Annotated in this window: 24 protein-coding genes, 1 riboswitch and 1 other annotated feature; of the genes, 1 reads left to right on the plus strand and 23 read right to left on the minus strand. The window is 34.4% G+C overall.

Annotated elements, in window-relative coordinates:
• Positions 1–6: 6 nt before the first annotated feature.
• The 15 genes from priA to NST49_RS10120 form a co-directional block, all read right to left on the minus strand.
• On the minus strand, positions 7–2,421 hold the full coding sequence (gene priA / locus NST49_RS10050; RefSeq protein WP_341048386.1) for a primosomal protein N': 2,415 nt from the start codon (positions 2,419–2,421) through the stop codon (positions 7–9).
• Between the two features lie 14 nt (positions 2,422–2,435).
• Positions 2,436–3,641 (minus strand): bifunctional phosphopantothenoylcysteine decarboxylase/phosphopantothenate--cysteine ligase CoaBC, encoded by a 1,206-nt coding sequence (gene coaBC / locus NST49_RS10055; RefSeq protein ID WP_341048388.1) that lies wholly within the window; start codon positions 3,639–3,641, stop codon positions 2,436–2,438.
• A 310-nt stretch (positions 3,642–3,951) separates the two neighbouring features.
• On the minus strand, positions 3,952–4,167 hold the full coding sequence (gene rpoZ, locus NST49_RS10060; protein ID WP_023177621.1) for a DNA-directed RNA polymerase subunit omega: 216 nt from the start codon (positions 4,165–4,167) through the stop codon (positions 3,952–3,954).
• A gap of 5 nt (positions 4,168–4,172) precedes the next feature.
• Positions 4,173–4,787 carry a guanylate kinase gene (gene gmk, locus NST49_RS10065; RefSeq protein ID WP_023177619.1) on the minus strand — a complete coding sequence of 205 codons (615 nt, stop codon included), beginning with the start codon at positions 4,785–4,787 and terminating at the stop codon, positions 4,173–4,175.
• A gap of 75 nt (positions 4,788–4,862) precedes the next feature.
• Entirely contained in the window at positions 4,863–5,078 is a 216-nt protein-coding gene (locus NST49_RS10070; RefSeq protein ID WP_023177617.1) for a YdbC family protein, read from the minus strand.
• A 229-nt stretch (positions 5,079–5,307) separates the two neighbouring features.
• Positions 5,308–5,934, minus strand: coding sequence for a V-type ATP synthase subunit D (locus NST49_RS10075; protein ID WP_023177615.1), 627 nt, complete (start codon positions 5,932–5,934; stop codon positions 5,308–5,310).
• Between the two features lie 6 nt (positions 5,935–5,940).
• Positions 5,941–7,317, minus strand: a complete 1,377-nt coding sequence (locus tag NST49_RS10080; RefSeq protein ID WP_023177613.1) for a V-type ATP synthase subunit B — start codon at positions 7,315–7,317, stop codon at positions 5,941–5,943.
• Positions 7,310–9,094, minus strand: coding sequence for a V-type ATP synthase subunit A (locus NST49_RS10085; protein WP_341048391.1), 1,785 nt, complete (start codon positions 9,092–9,094; stop codon positions 7,310–7,312). The genes NST49_RS10080 and NST49_RS10085 overlap by 8 nt, the downstream gene beginning before the upstream one ends.
• A 12-nt stretch (positions 9,095–9,106) precedes the next feature.
• Positions 9,107–9,418, minus strand: a complete 312-nt coding sequence (locus NST49_RS10090; protein ID WP_341048392.1) for a V-type ATP synthase subunit F — start codon at positions 9,416–9,418, stop codon at positions 9,107–9,109.
• A complete protein-coding gene (locus tag NST49_RS10095; RefSeq protein ID WP_341048393.1) occupies positions 9,408–10,412 on the minus strand; it encodes a V-type ATP synthase subunit C in 1,005 nt (334 codons plus the stop codon). Before NST49_RS10095 ends, NST49_RS10090 begins: the two co-directional genes overlap by 11 nt.
• Positions 10,413–10,427: 15 nt before the next feature.
• Positions 10,428–11,009, minus strand: a complete 582-nt coding sequence (locus NST49_RS10100) for a V-type ATP synthase subunit E (RefSeq protein ID WP_251166102.1) — start codon at positions 11,007–11,009, stop codon at positions 10,428–10,430.
• Between the two features lie 49 nt (positions 11,010–11,058).
• Positions 11,059–11,535, minus strand: coding sequence for a V-type ATP synthase subunit K (locus NST49_RS10105; RefSeq protein ID WP_034536496.1), 477 nt, complete (start codon positions 11,533–11,535; stop codon positions 11,059–11,061).
• A gap of 29 nt (positions 11,536–11,564) precedes the next feature.
• Positions 11,565–13,526, minus strand: coding sequence for a V-type ATP synthase subunit I (locus NST49_RS10110; protein WP_341048395.1), 1,962 nt, complete (start codon positions 13,524–13,526; stop codon positions 11,565–11,567).
• A complete protein-coding gene (locus tag NST49_RS10115; protein WP_251166104.1) occupies positions 13,513–13,839 on the minus strand; it encodes a hypothetical protein in 327 nt (108 codons plus the stop codon). The genes NST49_RS10110 and NST49_RS10115 overlap by 14 nt, the downstream gene beginning before the upstream one ends.
• Positions 13,840–13,885: 46 nt before the next feature.
• Positions 13,886–13,933: a sequence feature (sodium ion sensor (DUF1646 type); this cis-regulatory element may regulate processes involved in with the transportation of sodium ions), on the minus strand.
• A gap of 241 nt (positions 13,934–14,174) precedes the next feature.
• Positions 14,175–15,044 (minus strand): DegV family protein, encoded by an 870-nt coding sequence (locus NST49_RS10120; RefSeq protein ID WP_251166105.1) that lies wholly within the window; start codon positions 15,042–15,044, stop codon positions 14,175–14,177.
• 161 nt (positions 15,045–15,205) lie between these two features.
• Between NST49_RS10120 and NST49_RS10125 the strand changes: the two genes are divergently transcribed.
• On the plus strand, positions 15,206–15,532 hold the full coding sequence (locus tag NST49_RS10125) for a hypothetical protein (protein ID WP_341048399.1): 327 nt from the start codon (positions 15,206–15,208) through the stop codon (positions 15,530–15,532).
• Between the two features lie 158 nt (positions 15,533–15,690).
• Here NST49_RS10125 and NST49_RS10130 read toward each other — a convergent pair whose 3' ends face one another.
• The 8 genes from NST49_RS10130 to NST49_RS10165 all read right to left on the minus strand — a co-directional run bounded on the left by NST49_RS10130 (position 15,691) and on the right by NST49_RS10165 (position 22,968).
• Complete coding sequence (locus NST49_RS10130; protein ID WP_341048720.1) at positions 15,691–16,359, minus strand: ABC transporter permease; 669 nt, start codon at positions 16,357–16,359, stop codon at positions 15,691–15,693.
• Positions 16,360–16,364: 5 nt separating this feature from the next.
• Positions 16,365–17,306 carry an osmoprotectant ABC transporter substrate-binding protein gene (locus NST49_RS10135; RefSeq protein ID WP_034536490.1) on the minus strand — a complete coding sequence of 314 codons (942 nt, stop codon included), beginning with the start codon at positions 17,304–17,306 and terminating at the stop codon, positions 16,365–16,367.
• 13 nt (positions 17,307–17,319) lie between these two features.
• Positions 17,320–17,955 carry an ABC transporter permease gene (locus NST49_RS10140; RefSeq protein ID WP_023177594.1) on the minus strand — a complete coding sequence of 212 codons (636 nt, stop codon included), beginning with the start codon at positions 17,953–17,955 and terminating at the stop codon, positions 17,320–17,322.
• Positions 17,956–17,969: 14 nt separating this feature from the next.
• On the minus strand, positions 17,970–19,157 hold the full coding sequence (locus NST49_RS10145; RefSeq protein WP_023177592.1) for a betaine/proline/choline family ABC transporter ATP-binding protein: 1,188 nt from the start codon (positions 19,155–19,157) through the stop codon (positions 17,970–17,972).
• 157 nt (positions 19,158–19,314) lie between these two features.
• A complete protein-coding gene (cls, locus tag NST49_RS10150) occupies positions 19,315–20,766 on the minus strand; it encodes a cardiolipin synthase (RefSeq protein WP_034536488.1) in 1,452 nt (483 codons plus the stop codon).
• Positions 20,767–20,919: 153 nt separating this feature from the next.
• Positions 20,920–21,480 (minus strand): energy-coupled thiamine transporter ThiT, encoded by a 561-nt coding sequence (gene thiT, locus NST49_RS10155; protein WP_285836223.1) that lies wholly within the window; start codon positions 21,478–21,480, stop codon positions 20,920–20,922.
• Positions 21,481–21,565: 85 nt separating this feature from the next.
• A riboswitch (TPP riboswitch) is annotated at positions 21,566–21,669 on the minus strand.
• Between the two features lie 89 nt (positions 21,670–21,758).
• Positions 21,759–22,253 carry a GNAT family N-acetyltransferase gene (locus tag NST49_RS10160; RefSeq protein ID WP_034536486.1) on the minus strand — a complete coding sequence of 165 codons (495 nt, stop codon included), beginning with the start codon at positions 22,251–22,253 and terminating at the stop codon, positions 21,759–21,761.
• Positions 22,254–22,302: 49 nt separating this feature from the next.
• A complete protein-coding gene (locus NST49_RS10165) occupies positions 22,303–22,968 on the minus strand; it encodes an HD domain-containing protein (RefSeq protein WP_251166140.1) in 666 nt (221 codons plus the stop codon).
• Positions 22,969–23,041 lie beyond the last annotated feature (73 nt).

Genomic DNA, 23,041 nt, shown 5'->3' on the forward strand with positions numbered 1-23,041 from the left:
CAACCATTAAATAAAGTTCATTGGTTCAGAATCAATAGCAATTTGTAGCCCTTTTGTCATTTCTTTTTGAGATTCCATCAAAATTGTTTGCAAGGCTGCTTTTAAATGCGGTTCATTTTTATATTTAATGATTGTTTGGTAGTAATATCGGTTATTCATACGAGCTACCGCTTTAGGCGTTGGCCCTAACATAATCGTTTCAGGTTGCAATTGAGGTTTAATGTATTGAACGATCTGCTGCATTTTCTTTGCAGCCGCAAGTTCTTCTTCATGACTCGTTGTAATGAGAACGGTATAAAAGTAAGGTGGATAACTCCCTCGATGTCTCAAAGACATCTCTTTTTTATAAAATGTATCATAGTCGTGTTCTTTAGCTAACTGAATGGCATAATGTTCAGGGTTAAATGTCTGAACGATGACTTCTCCAGTTAATTCTGCTCTACCCGCACGCCCACTCACCTGAGTCAATAATTGAAATGTACGCTCGCTGGCTCTAAAGTCAGGCAATCCTAATCCAGTGTCCGCGTTTAAAACGCCTACTAGTGTAATATTTGGAAAATCCAACCCTTTTGCGATCATTTGTGTGCCTAATAAAATGTCTGCTTCACCATTTCCAAAAGAAGTCAGCAACTTTTCATGTGCACCTTTTTTCCGGGTAGTATCCACATCCATTCGGATCACTTTTGCCTCAGGAAGAACTTCTTTTAGCTCCTCCTCAATTTTTTGGGTTCCAGTACCATAATAACGAATTTTATTCCCTTTACAACTTGGACAAGTATAAGGAATCTTTTCTTCATGACCACAATAGTGGCACTTCATTGTTTTCGTATCCATGTGTAGTGTCAAGGAAATATCACAATTTGGGCAAGGTAAAACAAAACCGCAATCTCGGCACATAACAAACGAAGAATAACCACGTCGGTTTAGTAATAAAACAATTTGTTCTTTTTTTGCTATCCGATCACGAATTTTTTCTTGTAAAAGAACCGAAAAACTGCTTCGATTGGCATTTTTCACTTCTTCTCTCATATCTACGATTTCAACATCTGGTAATTCTTTGCGGTTAACTCTTGTAGGCAATTCCAGCAATGTATAGACGTTTTTTTGAGCTCGTGCTCTTGATTCTAATGACGGAGTAGCACTTCCTAAGATAACTGGACAATCATGGTAATTGGCCCTCCAAATGGCTATATCTCTAGCGTGGTATCTTGGATTTTCATCTTGCTTATACGTAGCTTCATGTTCTTCATCTATAATGATTACTCCAATATTTTTTACCGGTGCAAAGATAGATGAACGTGCACCTACAACTACACGAGCTTCGCCTCGTTCGATTTTACGCCATTCATCATACTTTTCACCAACGGATAATCCACTATGCAGTACGGCTACCTCTTCACCAAAACGGCCTTTAAAATGATTGACCATTTGAGGCGTTAGAGCTATCTCAGGTACTAGCATTAAAGCACTTTTATTATTTTGCAGTGTTTGAGCAATAGTTTGCAAATAAATTTCTGTCTTTCCACTACCCGTTACCCCTTTTAACAAAAACACTTCAGTTCTTTCCTCAAATACGGCCTTTAAAATCGGTTGAATGGCTTTTTCCTGCCCCTCATTTAATTGAAAAGACACAGTTGGTTTAAAACTTTGATTTTTAAACGGATCACGGTAAACCTCAACTTCTTTGATTGTCAGCCAATCTTTTTTTTCACCCGTTCGAATATCTGATGCAGTAAGTTTGGTTGATAAAGTCAACTCACTTACACTAATCTCTTTATCGTCTAACATTTGTAAGACTTCTAAAAGCAGCCGCTGTTTGGGTCCACGTTTACCTAATGAAATTTTTTCATCTTCTAATTGCTCAAAAGATAAATTAGCTTGAAGTACTCTTTTTTTCTTCGTCTTTGCTTGATTTTTCACTTCATAAACAACTTCTACAGCATCTTTTTTCTTTAAATCGATCAATTGAGGCAAAATAGCTCTTGATTCTGCTTCATCCCAGTTGATTTCATTCTTGCCTTTAAACAATTCAAAAAATAGATCTTCTGGTATTTCATCAATCAAGCGGATTTTTTTTTCGTATTTTGCTTTCAAAATTGCCGGTAACATTGTTTGATAGCACGTTATTTGGAAAGCATAGGTTTTACGTGCCATTTCTTTTCCTAACAGCAGCATTTCTTGATTTAAAACTGCTGTTAAATCCATCAAACCAACAATAGATTTTAACTCGCCTTCATAATCTGTTGAGTGAGTAATTTCTACAACAAAGCCTTGTACTTTTCTCGCTCCTAAACCAAAAGGAACTACGACACGCATTCCTCGGACAACATCTTGTTCAAGTTCATCCGGAATACGGTAATCATAAGGTTTGTTTGTCTGCATTGTTGGTATATCCACAATAACTTTAGCAATTGAAACCACTCATTCTCACACCTTTATTTCGTCATTTTAGTAAGAGCAACAGCTAGTATTTCTTCAGCGATTGCTTGTTTACTATTAACTGATAATTCTACAGGTTCTTCGTCAACCATAAAAATCGTTACTTCATTTGTATCTTTATTAAATCCTGCATGAGGTTTAGAGACATCATTTGCAACGATCATATCAGCCTTTTTCTTTATTAGTTTTCCTTTAGCATATTCTTCAACGTTTGTTGTTTCGGCAGCAAAACCAATTAGAAATTGATGCTTTTTCTGACTGCCCAGAGTAGCCAGTATATCTTTATTTTTCACTAATTTAAGTATCATTTCCTGCTCATTTTTCTTTATTTTTTCATTTAAGGCTTGTTCTGGTCGATAATCGGATACAGCAGCAGACATAATAACAATAGAAGCAGTATCAAACTCAGCATCAACAGCTTGATGCATTTGTTGTGCCGTTTCAACCGGTATTAAACTTACTCCATATGGCGTCTGCAATGTCTTAGAGGCTGAAATCAAACAAACATCTGCTCCTAAATTACGTGCAGCAATAGCTAAGCTGTACCCCATTTTCCCAGAAGAATCATTCGTAATATATCGAACGGGATCAATTCTTTCTTTTGTCCCTCCAGCTGTAATAACAACCTTTTTATTTTTCAAAGGTAAATTGGGTTCTTTATTTAATAAAAATTCTTGGATCGTTCCAACAATTTTTTCCGTCTCAGGGAAACGGCCTTTTCCATTATACCCTTCAGCTAGAAAACCTGTATCAGGTTCCATCACAAAACGACCGTCATCTTCCAGAGTTTGAATGTTTCTGACCGTTGCTGGATTTTCCAGCATATGCTGATTCATTGCAGGCACAATAAATACGGGGGCTGTTGTAGCTAACAATGCCGTAGATACAAAATCATCTGCTAGACCGTTTGCCATTTTAGCGAGGCTGTTAGCTGTTGCTGGAGCTACTACTGCTAGATCAGACCAATCAGCCAAATGAATATGACTGACTTTGTCTCCTTCGCGTTCATCAAATGTATCTGTATATACATGATGTTTACTTAAAATTTGAAAGGTTAACGGTGTAACAAATTCAGTGGCAGATTTTGTCATAGCTACTTTTACTGTAGCCCCTGCTTTTATTAAGCGTCTTACCAAATCAGAAACTTTATAGACAGCAATACCTCCGGTTACGTATACTGCAATTTTTTTCCCTTTTAACAACTAACATCCCTCCTGATAAGGTTTCAAAAACCATTGTTTCTATTCCCCACTTACTGTTTACCTAAGCTGTTAAAACTAAAAGACTCTTAGCCATTACTCAGTATGCTCATTTAGAGCTGCCTTTACTATTTTCTTTTCGAACTAGAACGGGATTATCACGCTTTTATACTTATTTTACTAGAAATAGATGCATTTGTCTTGGCTATCCTCTAATTCTTAACGGTAATCCAATCTATTCTTCTTTATTTTAAGACAAAAGTGCTTCAAAGTAAGAAAACCATTACTTTGAAGCACTTTTTAGATATGTGTCTTATTCTTCAGGTCCAACCGTTACTGGGTCAATAACTAGATCGCCATTATTAATTTCTTCTAAAGCACGACCAACATTTTTATGTGAACGATAGTTTTCTAACATCGGCATTGAGCCACCATCAAGTTCATGGGCTCTTTTACTTGCTAAAGTAACTAACGAATATTTTGATTCAATTTTTTCTAATAAACTATCAATAGATGGTTCTAACATCATGATTTTTACAGCTCCTCAATCATTTTTTTGTAACGTTCTATCACGCGTGACACTTTTAAATGTTCACTCTCAATGATTTGTTTGATTTTTCTAACAGCGTTCTCGACTTTATCGTTTTCAACCGCATAATCATAATAACGCATTAAATCAATTTCTTCAATTGCTTTTGTCATACGTTGTTCAATTACAGGCATTTCATCTGTTCCTCGACCAACTATACGAGATTTTAATTCTTTTAAATCTGGTGGTGTTAAAAAGATAAATATTCCTTCAGGCATTTTTTCACGAACTTGAAGGGCTCCTTGAACTTCTATTTCTAAGAACACATCTTTGCCTCGTTGCAATGTTTCTTCAACATACTCAAGAGGAGTTCCATAGTAATTCCCTACATATTCAGCATATTCTAATAATCCTCCGCTTTCAATCAAAGCTTCAAATTTTTCTTTTGTACTGAAAAAGTAATCTACTCCATCTCTTTCTCCTGCTCTTTGCTTTCGAGTCGTCATTGAAATCGAATAATCAAAATCGTTATCTCCGCTCTCGAATATTGCCTGTCTTACTGTCCCTTTTCCTACTCCAGACGGTCCAGAAAGAACAATTAAAAGTCCACGTTCAGTCATGTCAAAATCCTTCCTATCCTTAAAATGTACGAAATACTTCTTTCCCATTATCCAGATCTAACAAATGCTATTTGCCTAAGAGTTTAAAAACTGTTTGAGTTCAGTCATTTCTTCATTTGTTAAGGTAATGCCTTTCCCCATCTTCTCATGATCAGAGCTCCAATCACGAATGTCGAATTTAGGAGCATTGCCATTCCAACTCACCAGATTTAATTCTTTGCGCCATCCTTTAGCGTTTTCAGAAAGAACAGCCATTTCTTCCATAATTTCAAATGAAAATTTTTGGTTCATCCTAAACACCTCAACAATCTTTAGCTACTTCTCGTTTTTATCTGTTAAAGATAACTTATTCTCTAGTTTAGCATAAAATTCCAATTGCTTATAGTTTTTTATTTATAGGAACCGTTTTTATATTGTCAAAATTTCACCTTCAACGTATACCAATGTTATTCCAGCAAAAAAAACGGTACTACACCAAGAAAATTAGTCTTGATTTCATACCGTTTGTTTATGTTGTAATTTATCCCATGTCCTTAACTTTCATTAAACGAGTAATTGCTGCTCTTTCGCTTTCATCTAATTTCATTTGAATGAAATAGATTGTTTCTTCATATCGAGGAATCGTCATGTATTCGAGGGCATTTACTCGACGACGAGTTTTTTCAATCTCATCTGCCATTAATTGACACGTTTTTTCTATTTCAGACAATTCCAATAGTTGTTTTAGTACATCTGCCATTTGCTCAATAGATGTATCTAACTCACTATTAGAATTAAGGTAACCATAAACCAATTCTTCAGAGTTTCCATTATCATTGTAGTTAAAATTCATTACAGGTACTTTTACACTCATAATATTTTTTTCATACAAATCAAGACTAACACTCCGAGGTGGGATAGCTACTAGTTCTTCAATAAATTTTTCATTCAACAAAGCCTTTGCCATTACAAAAGATTGCATCGCTTTGGTCAACTTTATTTCAACTTCTGCACGCAACTCGTTATTCTTTCGAATTAATAAAATAAATTGTCTCATTAATTCATCTTGTTTATCTTTTAATAATTTATGGCCACGGCTTGCTGTACTTAGTTTTGCTTTTAATGTCGCTAATTCCATTCTTGTAGGATTTACATTTAACTTCACCATTTAGACTTACTCCCCTTTCGGCAGGTATTCGTCTAACATATCGTCTTTAATACGTTTCAATTCAGTTCGTGGCAGAATAGATAACAATTCCCATCCTAAGTCCAACGTTTCTTCGATTGTACGATTTGTGTAGTTTCCTTGATTCACGTACTCTTTTTCAAAACGATTCGCAAATTCTGCAAACATTTTATCTTCATCTGACAAGGCAGAATCCCCTAGAACAACTGCGAGTTCTTTAGCTTGTTTTCCTTGAGCATAAGCAGCAAATAATTGATTCATCGTTGCTGCATGATCTTTTCTGGTCTTCCCTTCACCTGTTCCTTTGTCTTTTAGACGAGAAAGAGAAGGCAATACGTCGATTGGCGGTTGAACACCACTATTGTATAGTTCACGAGATAAAATCAATTGACCTTCAGTGATGTAACCCGTTAAATCTGGAATTGGATGAGTTTTATCATCTTCCGGCATTGTTAAAATAGGAATTTGTGTTACTGACCCTTTTCCTCCTACTAGACGACCCGCACGTTCATATAAAGTAGCCAAGTTTGTATAAAGATATCCAGGGTAACCACGACGACCTGGAACTTCACGACGTGCTGCTGAAATTTCACGTAACGCTTCACAGTAGTTTGTCATATCCGTCATAATAACTAATACATGCATATCTTTTTCATAAGCTAAATATTCTGCTGCAGTCAATGCCATTTTAGGCGTTGCGATCCGCTCAATAGCTGGATCATCAGCTAAATTGATAAACATAACTGAACGGTCGATTGCGCCAGTTTTACGGAAGTCTTCCATAAAGAACTCGGCTTCTTCAAAAGTGATTCCAATAGCTGCAAATACAACGGCAAATTTTTCATCTGAATTTTTTACAGTTGCTTGACGAGCAATTTGAGCGGCTAGTTCTTTGTGTGGCAGACCAGAACCTGAAAACACTGGCAATTTTTGCCCACGAACTAATGTATTCAAATGATCAATAGAAGAAATACCTGTTTGAATAAATTCATCTGGATAGTCACGAGCCATTGGATTGATAGCTTCACCGTTGATATCTAATGTTTTCTCAGGAATCAATTCTGGGCCGTCATCATTCACACGTCCCATTCCATCGAATACTCGCCCAACCATATCTTCAGAAACATCTAAAGATAAAGGTCTTCCTAGAAAGCGAACTTTTGTATCTTTCAAGTTGATCCCGCTTGATCCTTCAAAAATCTGAACCATAGCTTTATCGCCATCAATTTCAAGAACTTGTCCACGTCTTTTTTCGCCATTTTGCATCTGAATTTCAACTAATTCATCAAATTTGACACCTTCTACACCTTCAACAGCCATTAAAGGCCCTACGACTTCATTTATTGTGCGATATTCTTTAAGCATCTAATTCCATACCTCCTTTTGAAACAACTTCATGTATAGCAGCTTTAATGTCATTTCTTAACACTTCAAATTTAGTAATTTGTTCTTCAGGGAAGTATTTAGATTTCGCGATTTGTTCACGAACAGCAACTGTGCCTTTCATGATTTCAGCAAAGTAAGCACCAAGTTCCATACCCGCTCTTGCTTCATCTTCAAAGTTCAAAATAGTCGCCAACATTTCGTATTGTTTTTCTCTTGATGTGTACGTATCTACATCATCAAAAGCATTTTGTTGCAAGAAGTCTTCACGAATCATTTTAGCTGTTTCTAGTTTTAATCGGTCTTTTTCGGATAAAGAATCAACTCCGACTAGACGTACAATTTCATCTAACTCAGACTCATCTTGTAAAAGTGCTTTTGTTCTTGTAACCATAGCAGACCAATCTTTATCCAAAGCATTTCCTATATAAGCATTTAATTCATTTGAGTAAAGAGAATAAGAAGTCAACCAGTCAATTGAAGGGAAATGACGTCTTTGAGCCAACAAATTATCCAAGCTCCAAAAAACTTTTACTACCCGTAACGTATTTTGTGTTACGGGTTCAGATGTATCTCCTCCTGGAGGAGATACTGCTCCAATAGCTGTTATGCTGCCTTCTCTGCCTTCTGATCCTAACGTAATCACTTTCCCTGCACGCTCATAGTATTCAGCGATACGGCTACCTAAGTAGGCTGGATACCCTTCATCACCTGGCATCTCTTCTAAACGACCAGACATTTCACGTAACGCTTCTGCCCAACGAGAAGTTGAATCCGCCATAATTGCTACGCTGTAACCCATATCACGGAAATATTCTGCAATCGTGATTCCTGTATAAATTGAAGCTTCACGAGCTGCAACTGGCATATTAGAAGTATTCGCAATCAAAATCGTTCTTTCCATGATTGATTCGCCTGTATTAGGGTCAATCAATTCAGGGAACTCATTGATTACGTCTGTCATTTCGTTTCCACGTTCACCACAACCAACATAAACAACTAAATCAACATCTGCCCATTTCGCAATTTGATGCTGAACAACCGTTTTACCCGCTCCAAATGGACCTGGTACAGCTGCTGAACCGCCTTTAGCTACTGGGAACAAAGTATCGATAACACGTTGTCCAGTTACCATTGGTTCAACTGGATTTAGTTTTTTAGCCGTTGGACGACCATGTCGAACAGGCCATTTTTGCATCATAGTAAACTCTTTTACACCATCTGCTGTTTCAATACTATAAATCGTTTCATTGATATCAAATTGACCTTGTTCAATACTTTTTATTGTACCTTCAACGCCATGTGGAACCATGATTTTATGAGAAATAACTTTGGTTTCGGGAACTGAACCTACAATATCTCCTGTAGATACTTTTTGTCCAACTTCAACGGTTGGTGTAAATTCCCATTTTTTTGTTCGATCTAAGGCTTCAATACTTACTCCGCGAACTAAAAAGTTACTTTCTGTTTTGTCCATAAATTTATCTAGAGGTCGTTGAATTCCATCAAACATTTGTGCAATCATCCCAGGAGCCAATTCAACCGATAACGCGTCCCCTGTAGTTTCAACAGGTTCTCCAGGTCCAATCATAGATGTTTCTTCATAAACTTGAATAGAGGCTACATTTCCGCGCATTTCAATGATTTCGCCTATTAGACCTAATTTGCCGACTTTACAAATATCTTGGATATTTGCTTCTTCCATTCCTTCAGCTGTAACTAAAGGACCGGAAACACTAACAATTCTTCCTATTTTCAAACTCGTAACCCCCTATAAAATATTTTGACCGACAGCTTTTTCAACATTTTCTTGAATCCGATTTTTACCAATATCTAATGATCCTAAATGATTCGGAATCAATATAATAGCAGGCGAAATCTCTTCGTCGTATCGTTTTATGGTATCTGGAATCAACTTACCTAATGGTTCAGTCAAGTAAATAATGCCATAATTTTCTGTTGCTAATCGATCGATCGTTGTTCTAGCTTCTTTTGCTTCAGATGCGAAGAAAACATCAAAGCCTAACAGTTTAAATGGTAAGATAGAATCTTTATCTCCTACTACACCAATTTTATGAGCCATAGTTCATTCGCATCCTTTCTCTAATAGCTTCAATGGGAAGATTATTTTCTTTACCAACTAAAATTAGTCTTAAATTCTTCACTTCATTCTCTTTAGCATAGAGATAAGCAATCGTTGGTAAGGGACCAAAAACTTCAAGTTTAGCATCTTTTATGCGATTAATAAAAGCATTATCCGTTTCTAAATCTATTTTTTCTGGAGATAATTCTTTTGTTTCATCATTAATTGATGCTAATATAATGTTTTTATATTTAGATTCCGCAAGTTTTTTACCTGCATTAACTAAATTATCCGCTCCTATTTGTACTAGTTGATCCTTAGGTATAGTCCCAGAGCTGGATAGAACAGTTGTTAAAAAATTACGTGTTCTTTTTTGTCTAATCGCTCTTGTTAAAGTAGAGAGATTATTCAAATCAATATAAAAAGTCACTAGATCTAAAATCTTAGCATCATCCAGACTTTCTGCCAGGTGTCTTAAATGAGTAAAATAACGGCGATCTAGGATAATATCAACGGCTTGGCTATCTTTATATTCCTCATAAGCATCAGTTGCTTCTTGGATACTGATTAAATAATCGTTATCTAAATCGCTTGAGCTCTTTGTTTCGACTGCTTGTCTTAATACTGAAGTAGGTACGCTGCCTATATCTATAAGCAATGTATCGAAATCTTTTTTAGTAACCATTTCTTTTAACAAAACTTTTAAATTATGATAAGAGTAACGCAATGAAAATAACTCAATTAACTTAGGATTAGGAGAAATTTTAAATAAATCAGTATAGACAGACTGCAATTCATTCATCAACAGCATATCGTAATTCTTAGTCTCCTTTAACTCTTCAACATCATTTCGATAAGGAGTATCTTTTAAAACATTCACTGCTTCTTCAAAATTGCTTGCTTGTAACATCCGTTCATATTGATCATTTCTAAGGAGACTACTTTCATATACGCGAATGCGTGTATTTGCGCCAACAAAGTCTGTTGATTTCATTTTTTCCTCTCCTTTTTAATCAAATAATTGTTTTGAAACTGATGAAACAAGTTGTCCCTTAATATCTTTAACCAATTCATCAAAAAGATAGTTGTATTCTATTCCGGTCTTTTTAAGGATAAATCCATTCTTTTTAGAAATAGTTTCAGTAGACAATTGAATATTGACCTCTTCTTTAGCTACTTTATTGATCCAGTCATTTGATACTTTATCGACAGAATATTGTCCTACTATCAATTCGATAGATTCACTACCTTTATGTTGTTTTAAAACAGATAATAGAAACTGTTGAAAATCTGTATCTGTCCACTGATTCATTTGTTCTTCAGCTTTACTAAAAACGATTTTTAACATTTTTTGCTTCTCAGAAAGTAATTGATTTCGCTTATTGATTTGCAACGTATGTTTATCTTGTTCAAACTTCCTTGCCAATCGTGAATCAATTAAACTTATTTGTTTTGCTTTTTCTTCAGCTAGATTCCTAGCTGATTCTTCAAGCAACTGTGCTTTTTCAGCTTCGGCTTCTTTGATTTTTTCTTGTACTTCAGCTTTTTTATTTTCAATCAAACGTTCTGTCAATAGTTTTAAATCTGACATTTCTACGCCTCCATTCTTTCTATTTTTACTATAAATGGAATCATTATGATTAAGCGTTAAATATCATTAAGAATGAAATAACAAAACCTAAAATAGCGTACGTTTCTACCATGGCTGCATATACAATCCCTTTAGTCGCATGTTCCGGTCTTTTAGCTAAGATTTGGATACCTGCAGCGGCAACACGTCCTTGTGCAACACCAGAAGTTAATCCAGTAAATGCAATTGGTAGAGAAGCCATAAACATATACATACCTTCAGCTAAACTTGTATCTAAACCAGTGTTCAAGAAAATTAAAAACGCGATAACGAAACCGTACAAACCTTGAGTTCCCGGTAATAGCATTAAGATTAATGATTGTCCGAATTTTTCAGGTTGTTCTGTCGTTAATGCAGCTGCTGCTTCCCCTGCAATTCCGACCCCTTTAGCAGAACCTGTTCCTGCAAAGAATGTAGCAAAAGCTATACCTAAAGCTGCAAATACTAATCCGCCGTTTTCAATTAAATAACTTGTAAAAGTTTCCATTATAAAATTCCTCCATTTAAATTCGTTTTTTATTTGTTGGTTCTATTTTTTAAATAAATATGTTTTTCGAAGGTTTTAAAAGGATTTAATGATCGTCCTCCACCTTCATAAAATTTACCGAAAAATTCAACATACTGAAGTCTTATTGTATGAATATAAGCACTTAAGTAGGTCAAGAAAATATTTAATGCGTGTAAGACGATAAACAGTAATGCACCAATCGTAAATTTCATTACTGGTGGGAAAATGTCTACAATAGAATTAAACGCTACCGCAATACTCCCACCAGAAACTCCTAATGCCATTAAACGAGTATAGCTGACTAAATCTCCAACATAATTGGTTGCTCCATAAATATTGTAAAGTCCTAGTCCAAAACCCATTACTTTGTTGTCAGATGCCAGCATAGTTACCAATATAATCCCAATAACATTGGCAATGATCACGACTAAAGAAATCATTTGCAAAAGATCATTATTCCAAAGTACCATATTGATTACTAAAAGACCTATACCTAATAGGATAAGAGCCCAAGCTGTTCCATCAATATAACTGGATGATCTTTGTTGTTTACGCCATTTTAGTCCACCATTTAAAAGCAATCCATAAACCAACTGGATAAAACCAAATACTACAGATAAAATCAAAATGGTAATGACATCATTCGTAATCGACAATAATTGGAAAGGCAAATCGTATCCAAAGAAACTTCCATAAATAAATCCCCAAGCAATTACTGAATAAGATAAATAGTGAAAGAGTTGGACAAAGTTTTTCATGCCCTTTTCAAACTTGAACACTTTTGATCCAATTAAAGTTGCTGCCCAAAGCAATATTCCATATCCTAAATCTGCACTCATCATTCCGAAAAAGACAAAGTAAAAAGGCATCATAAAAGGGGTAGGATCTACGTCATCGTATTTAGGCATACTATACATTTCTGTAATACTTTCAAATGGTTTAACTAATTTATTGTTTTTCAATACTACAGGCACTTTAGCATAGTTCTTAAATTTAATTTCATCTGCAATAACGACATAACCATCTTTTCCAACGTGTTCATCTAAAAGACTGTTCAATTCTGGAATTCGTTCCTCTTCTAGCCAGCCATTTAAAATAAATAAATCACTACCATTTAGTAATAAGGTTTTTCCTATTTCTCTTTCAACTAAATTATAATAATATTCTTCACCAAGCTGGAGATCTATGGCTTTTTCTTTAAATGCTTTTATTGTATCTTTTAATTTATCTTCTTCTTTGCGCAGATCACTAACTTCTTTAAGTACTACTTTCAATTCATTTAGAGGCGTTAGTTTATAAGAATAAGAGAGTCTGGATAATTGGAATCGTTCAAATATCTCTTCCATTAGCGAGTTTAATTTTTTTGGTACTAATACTAGATAGGATGCTTCATCTTTATAATGAAATATTTTTTCTAAATAACTATTTTCTATCGATTCAACTTCTTTTTCAAAGCTTTCTACGTTACCAGAAGCTATACTTCCAACTGTTCCAGACATTAATTGAAATGTTTTTAAATCGTTAGGATTAAAGGTCATATTTTGCCATTTCCGAAGAAATTCTTCTTTTTCTCCAAGATTTTTTTTCATCTGATCTAATTCAACCAGTCTTTTTTCTATTTTTCCTAACTCAACAATAGTGTGGTCAAGATCAGAGTGAAAGACATGGTTTTCAAGTTCTTCGAGAGTATATTCTTCGCGACCTTTTCTCAATTTAGCAATCATACCTGGTTGAGAAATATGTTGATTCAAGAAATTTAGAGTTGCCTGGATTTCTTTTAATTTTTCTTCATATTCAACACGTTTTTGAGGTGCTATATCCGTTGAATAGTAATCAAGAAATTCAGAGTCTTCTAATGTAGACAATTCAACCATTTCAAGCTTTTGTAATTCTTGTACAGCTTTTAATAGAGAATCCTTGTTTTCTTGCTCAGCTAGAAGTGTCATTTGTTTCATCTTAGCTATTGCCATAGTGAGTACTTACCTCCTTTACAATATGATTAACAACACTATTTTGTTTAACCTCTACAGATTGAAGTATTGATTCAACCTCAAGAGACAATTCTTGATCAACAGTTTGTTTTTCTATTGCTAAACGATCACGAAATAATACTTGTTGATTTGCCTCATAATTGTCTAATTCCTGTTGCATATTTTGATTACTTTTTTCAATTTCTTCGTTAACAGACTGACTAATTTCTTGAATCTTTTTTTTCCCATTAACCTCAATTTGTCGGGCTCTTTCTTCCGCTTCTTTAACGTATTCAATTGCTTCTAAACTCATTCATACACCTCCTTAAAATACAAAAAAAGACATCACTTAAGAATCATTCTTCTCACCCCTTGAAGAATTCATCCTTGAAAGCAAATGCCCAACCATTATTTTTATTCAACTAAGCATAATTTAACATAGCACTCTTTACTTGTCAAATCATAAACACCTGAAATCCAACGTATAAAGCGTTTTTTTTTAACAAAAACCTCTATACGTTTAGTCTCATTTTTAGATAAATAAATCTCAGTAAATACTTAGATGAATAAAAAAGTAAATGATTACTTTCATTAGTATATCGACATTTTATCTTACTTATTAAGACATTATCAAATTAAAAATACCGCTTATTTTCTTACCTCACCAAATGAGAATAATGCAATAGAGCCAAATCCTGTATGTGAAGCAATGGTAGGTCCATAAGGATATACTTGTATATCTTTAACATTGATTTTAGATTCAATTTCCTTTTTGATCCATTCAGCTTCTTCTTGAACACCGACATGTCCAATAAAAAGAGTTTGGTCTTCAGGATCTACTATACCTTCAACTGTTTTATTAACTAAATAATGCAGCGATTTTTTTCTACCTCTGACTTTAGCACTCGGTACTAAACCACCTTTTTCATTCATCACTATGATAGGTTTTACATTTAAAACACTGCCAAGGGTTGCAGAGACTGAAGAGATTCTTCCACTACGTTCAAGATGCCTAATATCATCTACGGTTACCCAGGAATGAAGTTTCATTTTATATTCTTCTAACCAGCTCACGACTTCTTCTAAAGATTGTCCTGCATTTTTTCGATTTACAGCTTCATATATCAATAAGCCTTCACCAAGACAAGCCGCTTTAGAGTCGACTACTGTAATATTTACTTCATCATATTCTTCTTTCAGCATTTCTACTGCTGTTACAGCATTATTATAAGAACCGCTTAATGCAGAAGATAGACCTAAAAATACAGCTGGTTGACCTTTCTCAACATACTTTTTGAATACTTCGATAAATTTACCAATATTGATTTGTGAACTAGTGGCCATTGCACCATTCTTTAAAGCTTCAAAGAAGGCATCACGGTCAAATGTTTCACCCATGTCGTCTATATAATCTTTTCCTTCAAGATTGATAATTAAATTTATAATTTCTATATCATTTTCTTTTATAAAATCTAGTGGCAAATCACAACAAGAATCTGCAATAATTTTATAATCCATTATTAAAACCCCTTTTTTTTACTAAATCTTTCAGTTCACTCACTTATTATGCCATTTTTTCAGAAAAATAGAAACTTTTTAAAAATTAATTTAAACAGCTTGCTTTGTTGAACGTTTGTTCGTATAATATAAATATCAAACAAACGTTCGGAGGAATAAAGATGAAAAAAAACACTTTAGAAGAACAAGTTCATCCCTTTTCTTTTCTGCAAAAAAAATTCTTTTTAACTGACGCCGCTAGTGAATTAGAGATTTTAACACAAATGCCTAAAGAACAGATTACTTTTTTCTTAAACCAAGCCTTTACTAAAAAGAAAAAAATAATTGTACAGTTGAATCATTTGGCAGAATCTTCTTTTTCAGCAGAAGTTACTGGTTATATTAGATATGCACCTTTTAAGAAACCTCAAATCATTCTAGAAAATACAATTACTCATATGACTTACTTAATTAATCCCAACAATATAAGACATATCCGTTTATCCTAATTGAATCCTTTCCCTCACTTTAACATTTTCCTTCACTTCACTAATTCCTATAAATAAAAAGACCCTCCATATAATTATTAGATACCAGTTATCTAATGAATCTAAAAGGAGAGTCTTTTTGTATTTGTATTGCTTAGTTTAATGACAAACATTTATTTCTAAGATAGTAATTTTTTACTTTTTGTTGGATCCAATTTTTTCTCGATCCAACCTAAGAAGAGGTCACTGATAACTGCCATTAAAGCAGTTGGAATTGCACCTGCGAGGATGATTGCTCCACCATCGGTTACATTTACGCCCCGAGTAATAATATCACCTAAACCACCGGCTCCAATAAACGTTCCGATTGCAGTTACACCAATCCCGACTACCATAGCATTACGAATTCCGGCCATAATGATCGATAAAGCTAAAGGAAGTTCAACCATATAGGTTAGCTGCCATCTTGTCATACCCATACCTTTACCTGAATCCAAAATATTTTTGTCCACACTTCGAACTCCTGCGTACGTATTTTTAATAATAGGGAGTAATGAGTATAAAAATACTGTTGTAATAACGGTGTTTACACCTAACCCCAACCCTAACATCAAGATAGACAACATGGCTAACGAAGGGATCGTTTGAATGACGTTAGCTGCTCCAACAACCCAGTCAGCTAACTTTCCATGTCGAGAAATCCAGAAACCAACTGGAATTCCAACAATCCCTGCAAAAATCACACCGTAAATCGAAATTAAGAAATGACGAAAAAATTGGCTCCAAATATAAAGACCATTTTCTGAAAAATAATAAATTAATTGTTCCCATAAATTCATTTGTGCCATCATTATTATTCGCCTCCTCCTTCGTTTACCTCAACTGATTCAAAATAATTGTTTTCTTTCAAAAAGTCGTCTGCTACAACTTTAGGTTCAATTAAATTGTTATCTGAAATATAATTTAATTCTTGCATTTTTTCATCCGTTATAGAATTTTGTAATTTTGATAATACTTCATTTAATTCAGGATAGGCTTCTAATACTTCAAAAGTCGCAACTGGACTAGCATCATATGGAGGAAATAATTGCTTATCATCTTCCAACACAACTAAGTCATAACTTTTAATACGTCCATCCGTTGAATAACCTAACACAACATCCATTTCTCCAGCTTGTAAGGCATTATAAACTAATCCGATTTGCATAGGATAAACACGGTTAAAATCAAAGCCATAAGTATCTAGAAATGCAGCATACCCGTCTCCTTCACGCTGGATCCAAGATGAGTCTACTCCAGCATTTAATTCACCCGCTACGTCCTCCAAATCACTAATGGTAACTAAATTATATTGATCTGCAAGTTCTTGTGTCACCATAAAAGCGTACGTGTTTGCAAAACCATAAGTTGGAAACCATTTTTGATTGAATTCAGCAGCAAATCCATCCACAACAAGTTCTAATGCTTTTTCAGGATCAGTGATCGGATCTCTTCCTAATTCACCTGTTAAAGAAGTTCCTGTATATTTAATTGCGGCTACATTAGCATCTCCACCAACCAAAGCTTGATGATTTAAAGAAGATGATCCTAAATTATTTACAATCTGAGCATCTATATCAATGTAATGCTCAACCATACCTTCAACAATATAACCTATAATTTGTTGTTCTGTAGTAGAACCACCCGTTATTGTGATTCCCTCTTCATTAAATCCACTACCTAACCCAGGTAACGAACAACTGCTTAATACTATCGCTGCCATAAAAAGGGCAGCAATTTTTTGAATTTTCTTCATCGTTGAAGCCCTCCTATTCATTTCCTTGCACAGTTCTAGGCGTTACTTTTTTTTCTAATTTTCCTAGTACAAAATCTGTCAATAATGCAAGAATGGTTACAGGTATGGTTCCGCCAATAATCAAACTAGGAATAAAAAGATTTAATCCATTAAAGATAAAATCACCTAATCCCCCAGCACCAATATAAGAAGCTAATGCAGCCCATGAGATAACGTAAACACCTGACAAGCGAATTCCTGCCATAATAACCGGTGCGGCTTGAGGTAATTCGACATTTTTTATCAACTGTAGACTGGTCATTCCCATTCCTTTACCTGCGTCCCTTAAATTAGTATCTACTCCATTCATTCCTATATAAGTGTTTCTTAAAATAGGTAATAAAGAATAGATAAATAATGCAACGATTGCAGGCACCTTTCCAATTCCAAATAGAGGAATCATTAAAGCTAGTAGTGCTAAAGAAGGGACAGTTTGTAAAATTGTTGCTAAGCCGATAATAAACTTAGCACTTTTTTCAAATCTTGTTAATAATACTCCTAAAGGGACAGCCACAATAACACCTAACGCCAAAGCAAATGCTGAAATGTAGAAATGTTCCCACGTTTTCAGGAGTAAATCAGAGCCATTTGTTGCAAAAAATTCAGCCATTATTTTTTCCTCCTCTATTCATTACTCTCGTTAGGAGTGGTCGTTTCAAAAACATTTCCACTTGTGATGTCTTCTTCCTCACCCCATATTGTATCGTAAACCACATCTACGAGTGACGTACGAGTGACTAAACCAATCAACCGATCTTTATTATCCACGACTGGGATATTTTTAAATCCACGTTTTAAAATTCTTTGAACAGTATCTCTTAAAAGAGTACCTTCTCGAACAAAATAAACTTTATCCATCATAATATCTCCTACACTTGTAGCCCGTTTACGATTACGATCGATTCTCTCTATATCAACATATCCCTTTAAGACACCAGAGTCATCCGTAACAAATAGGGAGTCGACTCGTTTATCTCTCATCAAACGAATCGCTTCTGAAAGAGATTTTCCAGGAGTTACAGAGATTGGATTTTTTATCATAACTTGGTCTACCGTTTGAATATTTGGTCTTGCTTGAATCAATCGGTCCTCACCGATAAAATCTTCAACAAACTGATTAGCCGGTTCAGCTAGTATATTATCCGGCGTATCAAATTGAACAACACGACCATTTTGCATAATCACAATGCGGTCAGCCAGCTTTAAAGCTTCATCCATGTCATGGGTAACAAAAATAAACGTTTTTCCCATCTCTTCTTGTAATTCTTTCACTAATTCTTGTAAAGCATCTCTAGTAATAGGATCTAGTGCTCCAAAAGGTTCATCCATTAATATAACATCTTGGTTCGCAGCCAAAGCACGAATAACACCAATTCTTTGTTGCTGTCCACCAGAAAGTTCTGCTGGGTAACGTTCCAAAAAGTCTTTTGGTAAATCTACTTTTTCAAGTAGTCGTTCAGCTGATTCTCGTTGTTTATCTTCAGACCACTTTAATAATTTAGGAACCATGACAATATTGTCATAAATTGTCATATGAGGCATTAACCCAATTTGTTGGATAACATAACCGATTTTACGTCTTAATTGAACAGGGTCTTTTTTCATAATATCTTCCCCATTAATTAAAATTTGTCCTGATGTCGGCTCAATCATACGATTGATCATTCGCATAGAAGTCGTTTTCCCACTTCCACTTGTACCGATAAACACAATAAATTCTCCATCATTAAATGTAAGGTTAATAGCGTCGACTGCTTTTTTCCCACCTTTATATACTTTTGAAACATCTTTAAATTCTATCAATACACTCACCTCTTTATATATTCTTTCTATTTTTTGACCATATGCAAAACTATTATCTCAAACATACTAACTCTAATCAAATTTGACGATTTTTGATTAATTTTTTCTCATAAAAAAAGATTTTGGAATTAGTATTCCAAAATCTTTCTTTAGCTAGCTTATGAGTTTATAGAATTGGAGAAAATAATCTAGAAAAAGTTTGTTTAAATTTCATCCATTTAGATTTATTATCAATGATTTCTTTTGTCAGTAGATAGCTTTTCTTCATATCTTCATAAAAGAAATTTTGCTGTTGCTGAGCAATCTTAGCATCATAGATAAAAACATTTACTTCAAAATTTAATTTAAAACTACGGATATCAAAATTAGCTGTCCCAATCGAACAGATATCTCCATCCACAACTACTGTTTTTGCATGTAAAAATCCATTATCGTAAATATATACTTCTGCACCAACTGCTGCCATAGCTTCAGCATAATACATGGTAGCCCGATAAATAAATGGATGATCTGGTTTATTCGGTATCATGATTTTAACATCAATCCCAGACATTATAGCAATTTGAATAGATTCCAATACTGAATCATCTGGAACAAAATAAGGCGTTTGAATAAAAACAGACTCTTTAGCCATACTGATCATCTTAATATAACCCTTTTTGATTTGCTCAAGATCTGAATCTGGACCACTCGAAACGACTTGTACGTTCGTATGCCCTTTTTTATCAATTAAAGGGAAGAAATTTTCTTCATATTCCAATTTATGTTTAGGAACTGCTGCATTCCAATCCATTAAAAATCGACTTTGTAATGCAAGGACAGCATTTCCTTGAATTTTTAAATGGGTATCTCTCCAATAGCCAAATTTCTTATACTCGCCTAAATACTCATCTCCAACGTTGAAACCGCCAGTATACCCAATTTTCCCATCAATAATCACAATTTTACGGTGATTACGGTAGTTAAAACGTAAATTAATCAATGGAAATTTTGAACCAAAGAAAGGTTCAGCTTTGCCACCTAATTTTTTTAATTTTTTAAAAAAATTAGGCTTTAACGATCGAGAACCTAAAGCATCATAAATAACTAAAACATCAACTCCAGCAGCTGCACGTTCTTCTAAGACTTTAAGAACACGTTTCCCTATTTTATCGTTATGGATAATATAATAGATCATATGAATGTGATGCTCCGCTTTAGAAATATCTTCTATTAAAGAATTAAATTTCTGTGCTCCATCAGTGAACAATTCAATTTTATTTCCTTTAGTTAAAATTGATTCGTCACTTTCTAAAAATAAACTTGCCATTTCTTTTGCGTTTTCAGTAGCTTGTTTAGCAGATAATAAATTTTCATCCTCTGCTAACATTTCTTTTTGAGCTTGTACGAGCTCTGGCATTCCTATATTTTCTTGAGACTTGATATCAAATATCTTTTCACGGGTCAATTTTTTCCCAATAAACAAATAAAAAATGAATCCAATTCCTGGTAAAAGAATCAATACAAGCAACCATGCCCAAGTAGCAGCAATATCTCGTTTCTCACGAAAAACCGTAATGACAGCAAAAACGATATTTAAAAAGAAAAAACCCAAAAGTATGTATGTGATAATCTGCATCGACGTATTCCTCTCCAACTTTATTATTAGTCAATCTTACTACTTCCCTAATTTTTTAGCTACTACAAACTAGCGAACTGCAGGAATTCATTACCAAAAAAGAGATTGGGCAGCTGCCACAATCTCTCACTTATTTATCCTTAAAAAAAATGGTTAATGTTTACTTTTTGGTAAAAACAACATTGGAGTCGTTTTAGCTATGATGATTAATACAACGCTTGTTACTATTCCAGTAACGAGTGCACTTCCACCGTTCGCAATAAATGAATACCAAATAGGATTCATTCCTTCTGGAGCATAACTTCCCCAAAAATAATACCCTGCAATAAAGTGCCAGAAGAAACGAGCTGCTGTTCCTAATATCGTTCCAAAGACAATTAATTGATATTGCTTTAGTTTTTTATTTTCTTTAAAAGATCGTTGGATAGGTCTGCTTACCAGACCTGCAAAACCAACAAAAGCAAAAGCAACAAAATATTCTATAAATCCTTGTAATGGATGCAATATACTAGCGTTTCCAACTAAGAAATGCAATACTCCCCATAAAAATCCTGATGCAGACGCTGCTATAAAACCATACCTAAATGCAAACAACGTTAACGGAATCATCCCTAACGAAATTGTAAATCCTGTTCCAATATTGGTTGGAATCAAAGATAACACAATTGCTAAAGCGGCAACTATCGTCCCTTCTATCCAAACACGTAACCTCATACTACTCAAAAAAAACTCCTCCTTCATGTGTTGAACAGTGCCACACATCAAAGGAGGAGTCCGAATAATCATTTTAACACTATTATTTCGTCCCCGTCACAATCCCTACGCTCGTACTAACGAACAGGTTCCAAGGGTTAGAATCTATTGATTCAATCTCAGCTTTTTACAGCACCCCTTTGTGATGGTTGTTCATTCAATTTTACTTCCATATAATATAGTACAATTATACTGATTTTTTGTCAATATACGATTTGATGATTCAACTATTAAGCAGATTAAACTAGACTGCCCTCAAGTATTTTTGAGTAAACAAACTTATACCCATCTGCTTCCTTTACTTTCTTTTTAGTATCTTTGAATCCTGATTTTAAATACATCATTTGTCCACTGATGTTATCGTAATCAATCAACAAAACAATTTCATTAATAGAAGAAAACCGCTCTTTTATATACTCCGGTAGTTTTTCCATTGAAGCTTTTCCGTATCCTTGCTTTTGATACCGTTTATCGACCGAATGGGCTTTTAAAAGAATAGCATTGGGATTTGAGACATAGTTTAATACCGAATTTCCTGTTTGAAGGATAAAGAAACCTACCATCGTATCTTGGTCTAAGATCAAGATAGGGTATTTTTCATTTTCATGTAAACTTTCAGTCATACCGACCATAGGCATCACTGTGTAAGGATTTTTTTCTATTATATAATCTTCTATCATAGAAACATCGCCTACTGTTGCTTCTCTTAGTATAATATTTTCCATCCTATTCATACACTAACCTCCACTGATTTATTGTATTAAACCTCTTTATAAGCCTACCTTACCTGTCCCCATCCCATTCAGCATAAAATTCTGATAAATAGTGTTCCATAAAAGCATGTCTTTGTTCTGCTAACTTTTTCCCAGAAGTTGTATTCATTTCTTCCCTTAGTTTTAACAATTTTTCATAAAAATGCATAATAGCTGTATCTTCTCCAGAACGATAATCTTCTATAGTAAGATGTTCACGTGGTTTTTTTTCCGGATCATGTATCAATCGATTTTTTGAACCTGAATAGGCCATTGTTCTAGCGATCCCAATTGCTCCTATTGCATCCAATCTATCTGCATCTTGAATAATTTTTCCTTCTATTGAAGTCAATTTAGTTTTATTTGTCCCACCTTTGTATGACATGTGAAGAATGATATCCATTATTTGTTCTGTTTCTTCTTCAGTTATAGGATGAGTTGAAAGCCAACTTCTAACTTTCTTCTCCCCATCAGCTTCTGTTTTATTCATTTTTTCATCAGCCACATCATGTAAAAGAGCCGCCATCTCGCAAATAAAGAAATTTATTTCTTTACGTTCTTGTTTTGCAATACTTTTTGCTAAATTTCTGACTCGATGAATATGCCACCAATCATGACCGCTAGCATCATCTTTTAATAATTTATATACATAGTCTTCTGTATGTTCAATAATTTTTTTTTGTAAATCTGTTAACATTTTTTCCACCTCATTTGTACTCTTCCAGCACTTCAAAATAAGTCTATCAATCCCACTAAAAAACCACAAGTTA

This window comes from Carnobacterium sp. FSL W8-0810, assembly GCF_038007125.1.
Taxonomy (GTDB): domain Bacteria; phylum Bacillota; class Bacilli; order Lactobacillales; family Carnobacteriaceae; genus Carnobacterium_B; species Carnobacterium_B inhibens.

What these genes read in the sequence shown, in the direction of transcription:
- rpoZ (WP_023177621.1), bottom strand. Translation starts at nt 4,167, where the DNA reads ATGATGTTAGAACCATCTATTGATAGTTTATTAGAAAAAATTGAATCA.
- gmk (WP_023177619.1), bottom strand. Translation starts at nt 4,787, where the DNA reads ATGACTGAACGTGGACTTTTAATTGTTCTTTCTGGACCGTCTGGAGTA.
- NST49_RS10070 (WP_023177617.1), bottom strand. Translation starts at nt 5,078, where the DNA reads ATGAACCAAAAATTTTCATTTGAAATTATGGAAGAAATGGCTGTTCTT.
- NST49_RS10075 (WP_023177615.1), bottom strand. Translation starts at nt 5,934, where the DNA reads ATGGTGAAGTTAAATGTAAATCCTACAAGAATGGAATTAGCGACATTA.
- NST49_RS10080 (WP_023177613.1), bottom strand. Translation starts at nt 7,317, where the DNA reads ATGCTTAAAGAATATCGCACAATAAATGAAGTCGTAGGGCCTTTAATG.
- NST49_RS10090 (WP_341048392.1), bottom strand. Translation starts at nt 9,418, where the DNA reads ATGGCTCATAAAATTGGTGTAGTAGGAGATAAAGATTCTATCTTACCA.
- NST49_RS10095 (WP_341048393.1), bottom strand. Translation starts at nt 10,412, where the DNA reads ATGAAATCAACAGACTTTGTTGGCGCAAATACACGCATTCGCGTATAT.
- NST49_RS10100 (WP_251166102.1), bottom strand. Translation starts at nt 11,009, where the DNA reads ATGTCAGATTTAAAACTATTGACAGAACGTTTGATTGAAAATAAAAAA.
- NST49_RS10105 (WP_034536496.1), bottom strand. Translation starts at nt 11,535, where the DNA reads ATGGAAACTTTTACAAGTTATTTAATTGAAAACGGCGGATTAGTATTT.
- NST49_RS10110 (WP_341048395.1), bottom strand. Translation starts at nt 13,526, where the DNA reads ATGGCAATAGCTAAGATGAAACAAATGACACTTCTAGCTGAGCAAGAA.
- NST49_RS10115 (WP_251166104.1), bottom strand. Translation starts at nt 13,839, where the DNA reads ATGAGTTTAGAAGCAATTGAATACGTTAAAGAAGCGGAAGAAAGAGCC.
- NST49_RS10120 (WP_251166105.1), bottom strand. Translation starts at nt 15,044, where the DNA reads ATGGATTATAAAATTATTGCAGATTCTTGTTGTGATTTGCCACTAGAT.
- NST49_RS10125 (WP_341048399.1), top strand. Translation starts at nt 15,206, where the DNA reads ATGAAAAAAAACACTTTAGAAGAACAAGTTCATCCCTTTTCTTTTCTG.
- NST49_RS10130 (WP_341048720.1), bottom strand. Translation starts at nt 16,359, where the DNA reads ATGGCACAAATGAATTTATGGGAACAATTAATTTATTATTTTTCAGAA.
- NST49_RS10135 (WP_034536490.1), bottom strand. Translation starts at nt 17,306, where the DNA reads ATGAAGAAAATTCAAAAAATTGCTGCCCTTTTTATGGCAGCGATAGTA.
- NST49_RS10140 (WP_023177594.1), bottom strand. Translation starts at nt 17,955, where the DNA reads ATGGCTGAATTTTTTGCAACAAATGGCTCTGATTTACTCCTGAAAACG.
- cls (WP_034536488.1), bottom strand. Translation starts at nt 20,766, where the DNA reads ATGCAGATTATCACATACATACTTTTGGGTTTTTTCTTTTTAAATATC.
- thiT (WP_285836223.1), bottom strand. Translation starts at nt 21,480, where the DNA reads ATGAGGTTACGTGTTTGGATAGAAGGGACGATAGTTGCCGCTTTAGCA.
- NST49_RS10160 (WP_034536486.1), bottom strand. Translation starts at nt 22,253, where the DNA reads ATGAATAGGATGGAAAATATTATACTAAGAGAAGCAACAGTAGGCGAT.
- NST49_RS10165 (WP_251166140.1), bottom strand. Translation starts at nt 22,968, where the DNA reads ATGTTAACAGATTTACAAAAAAAAATTATTGAACATACAGAAGACTAT.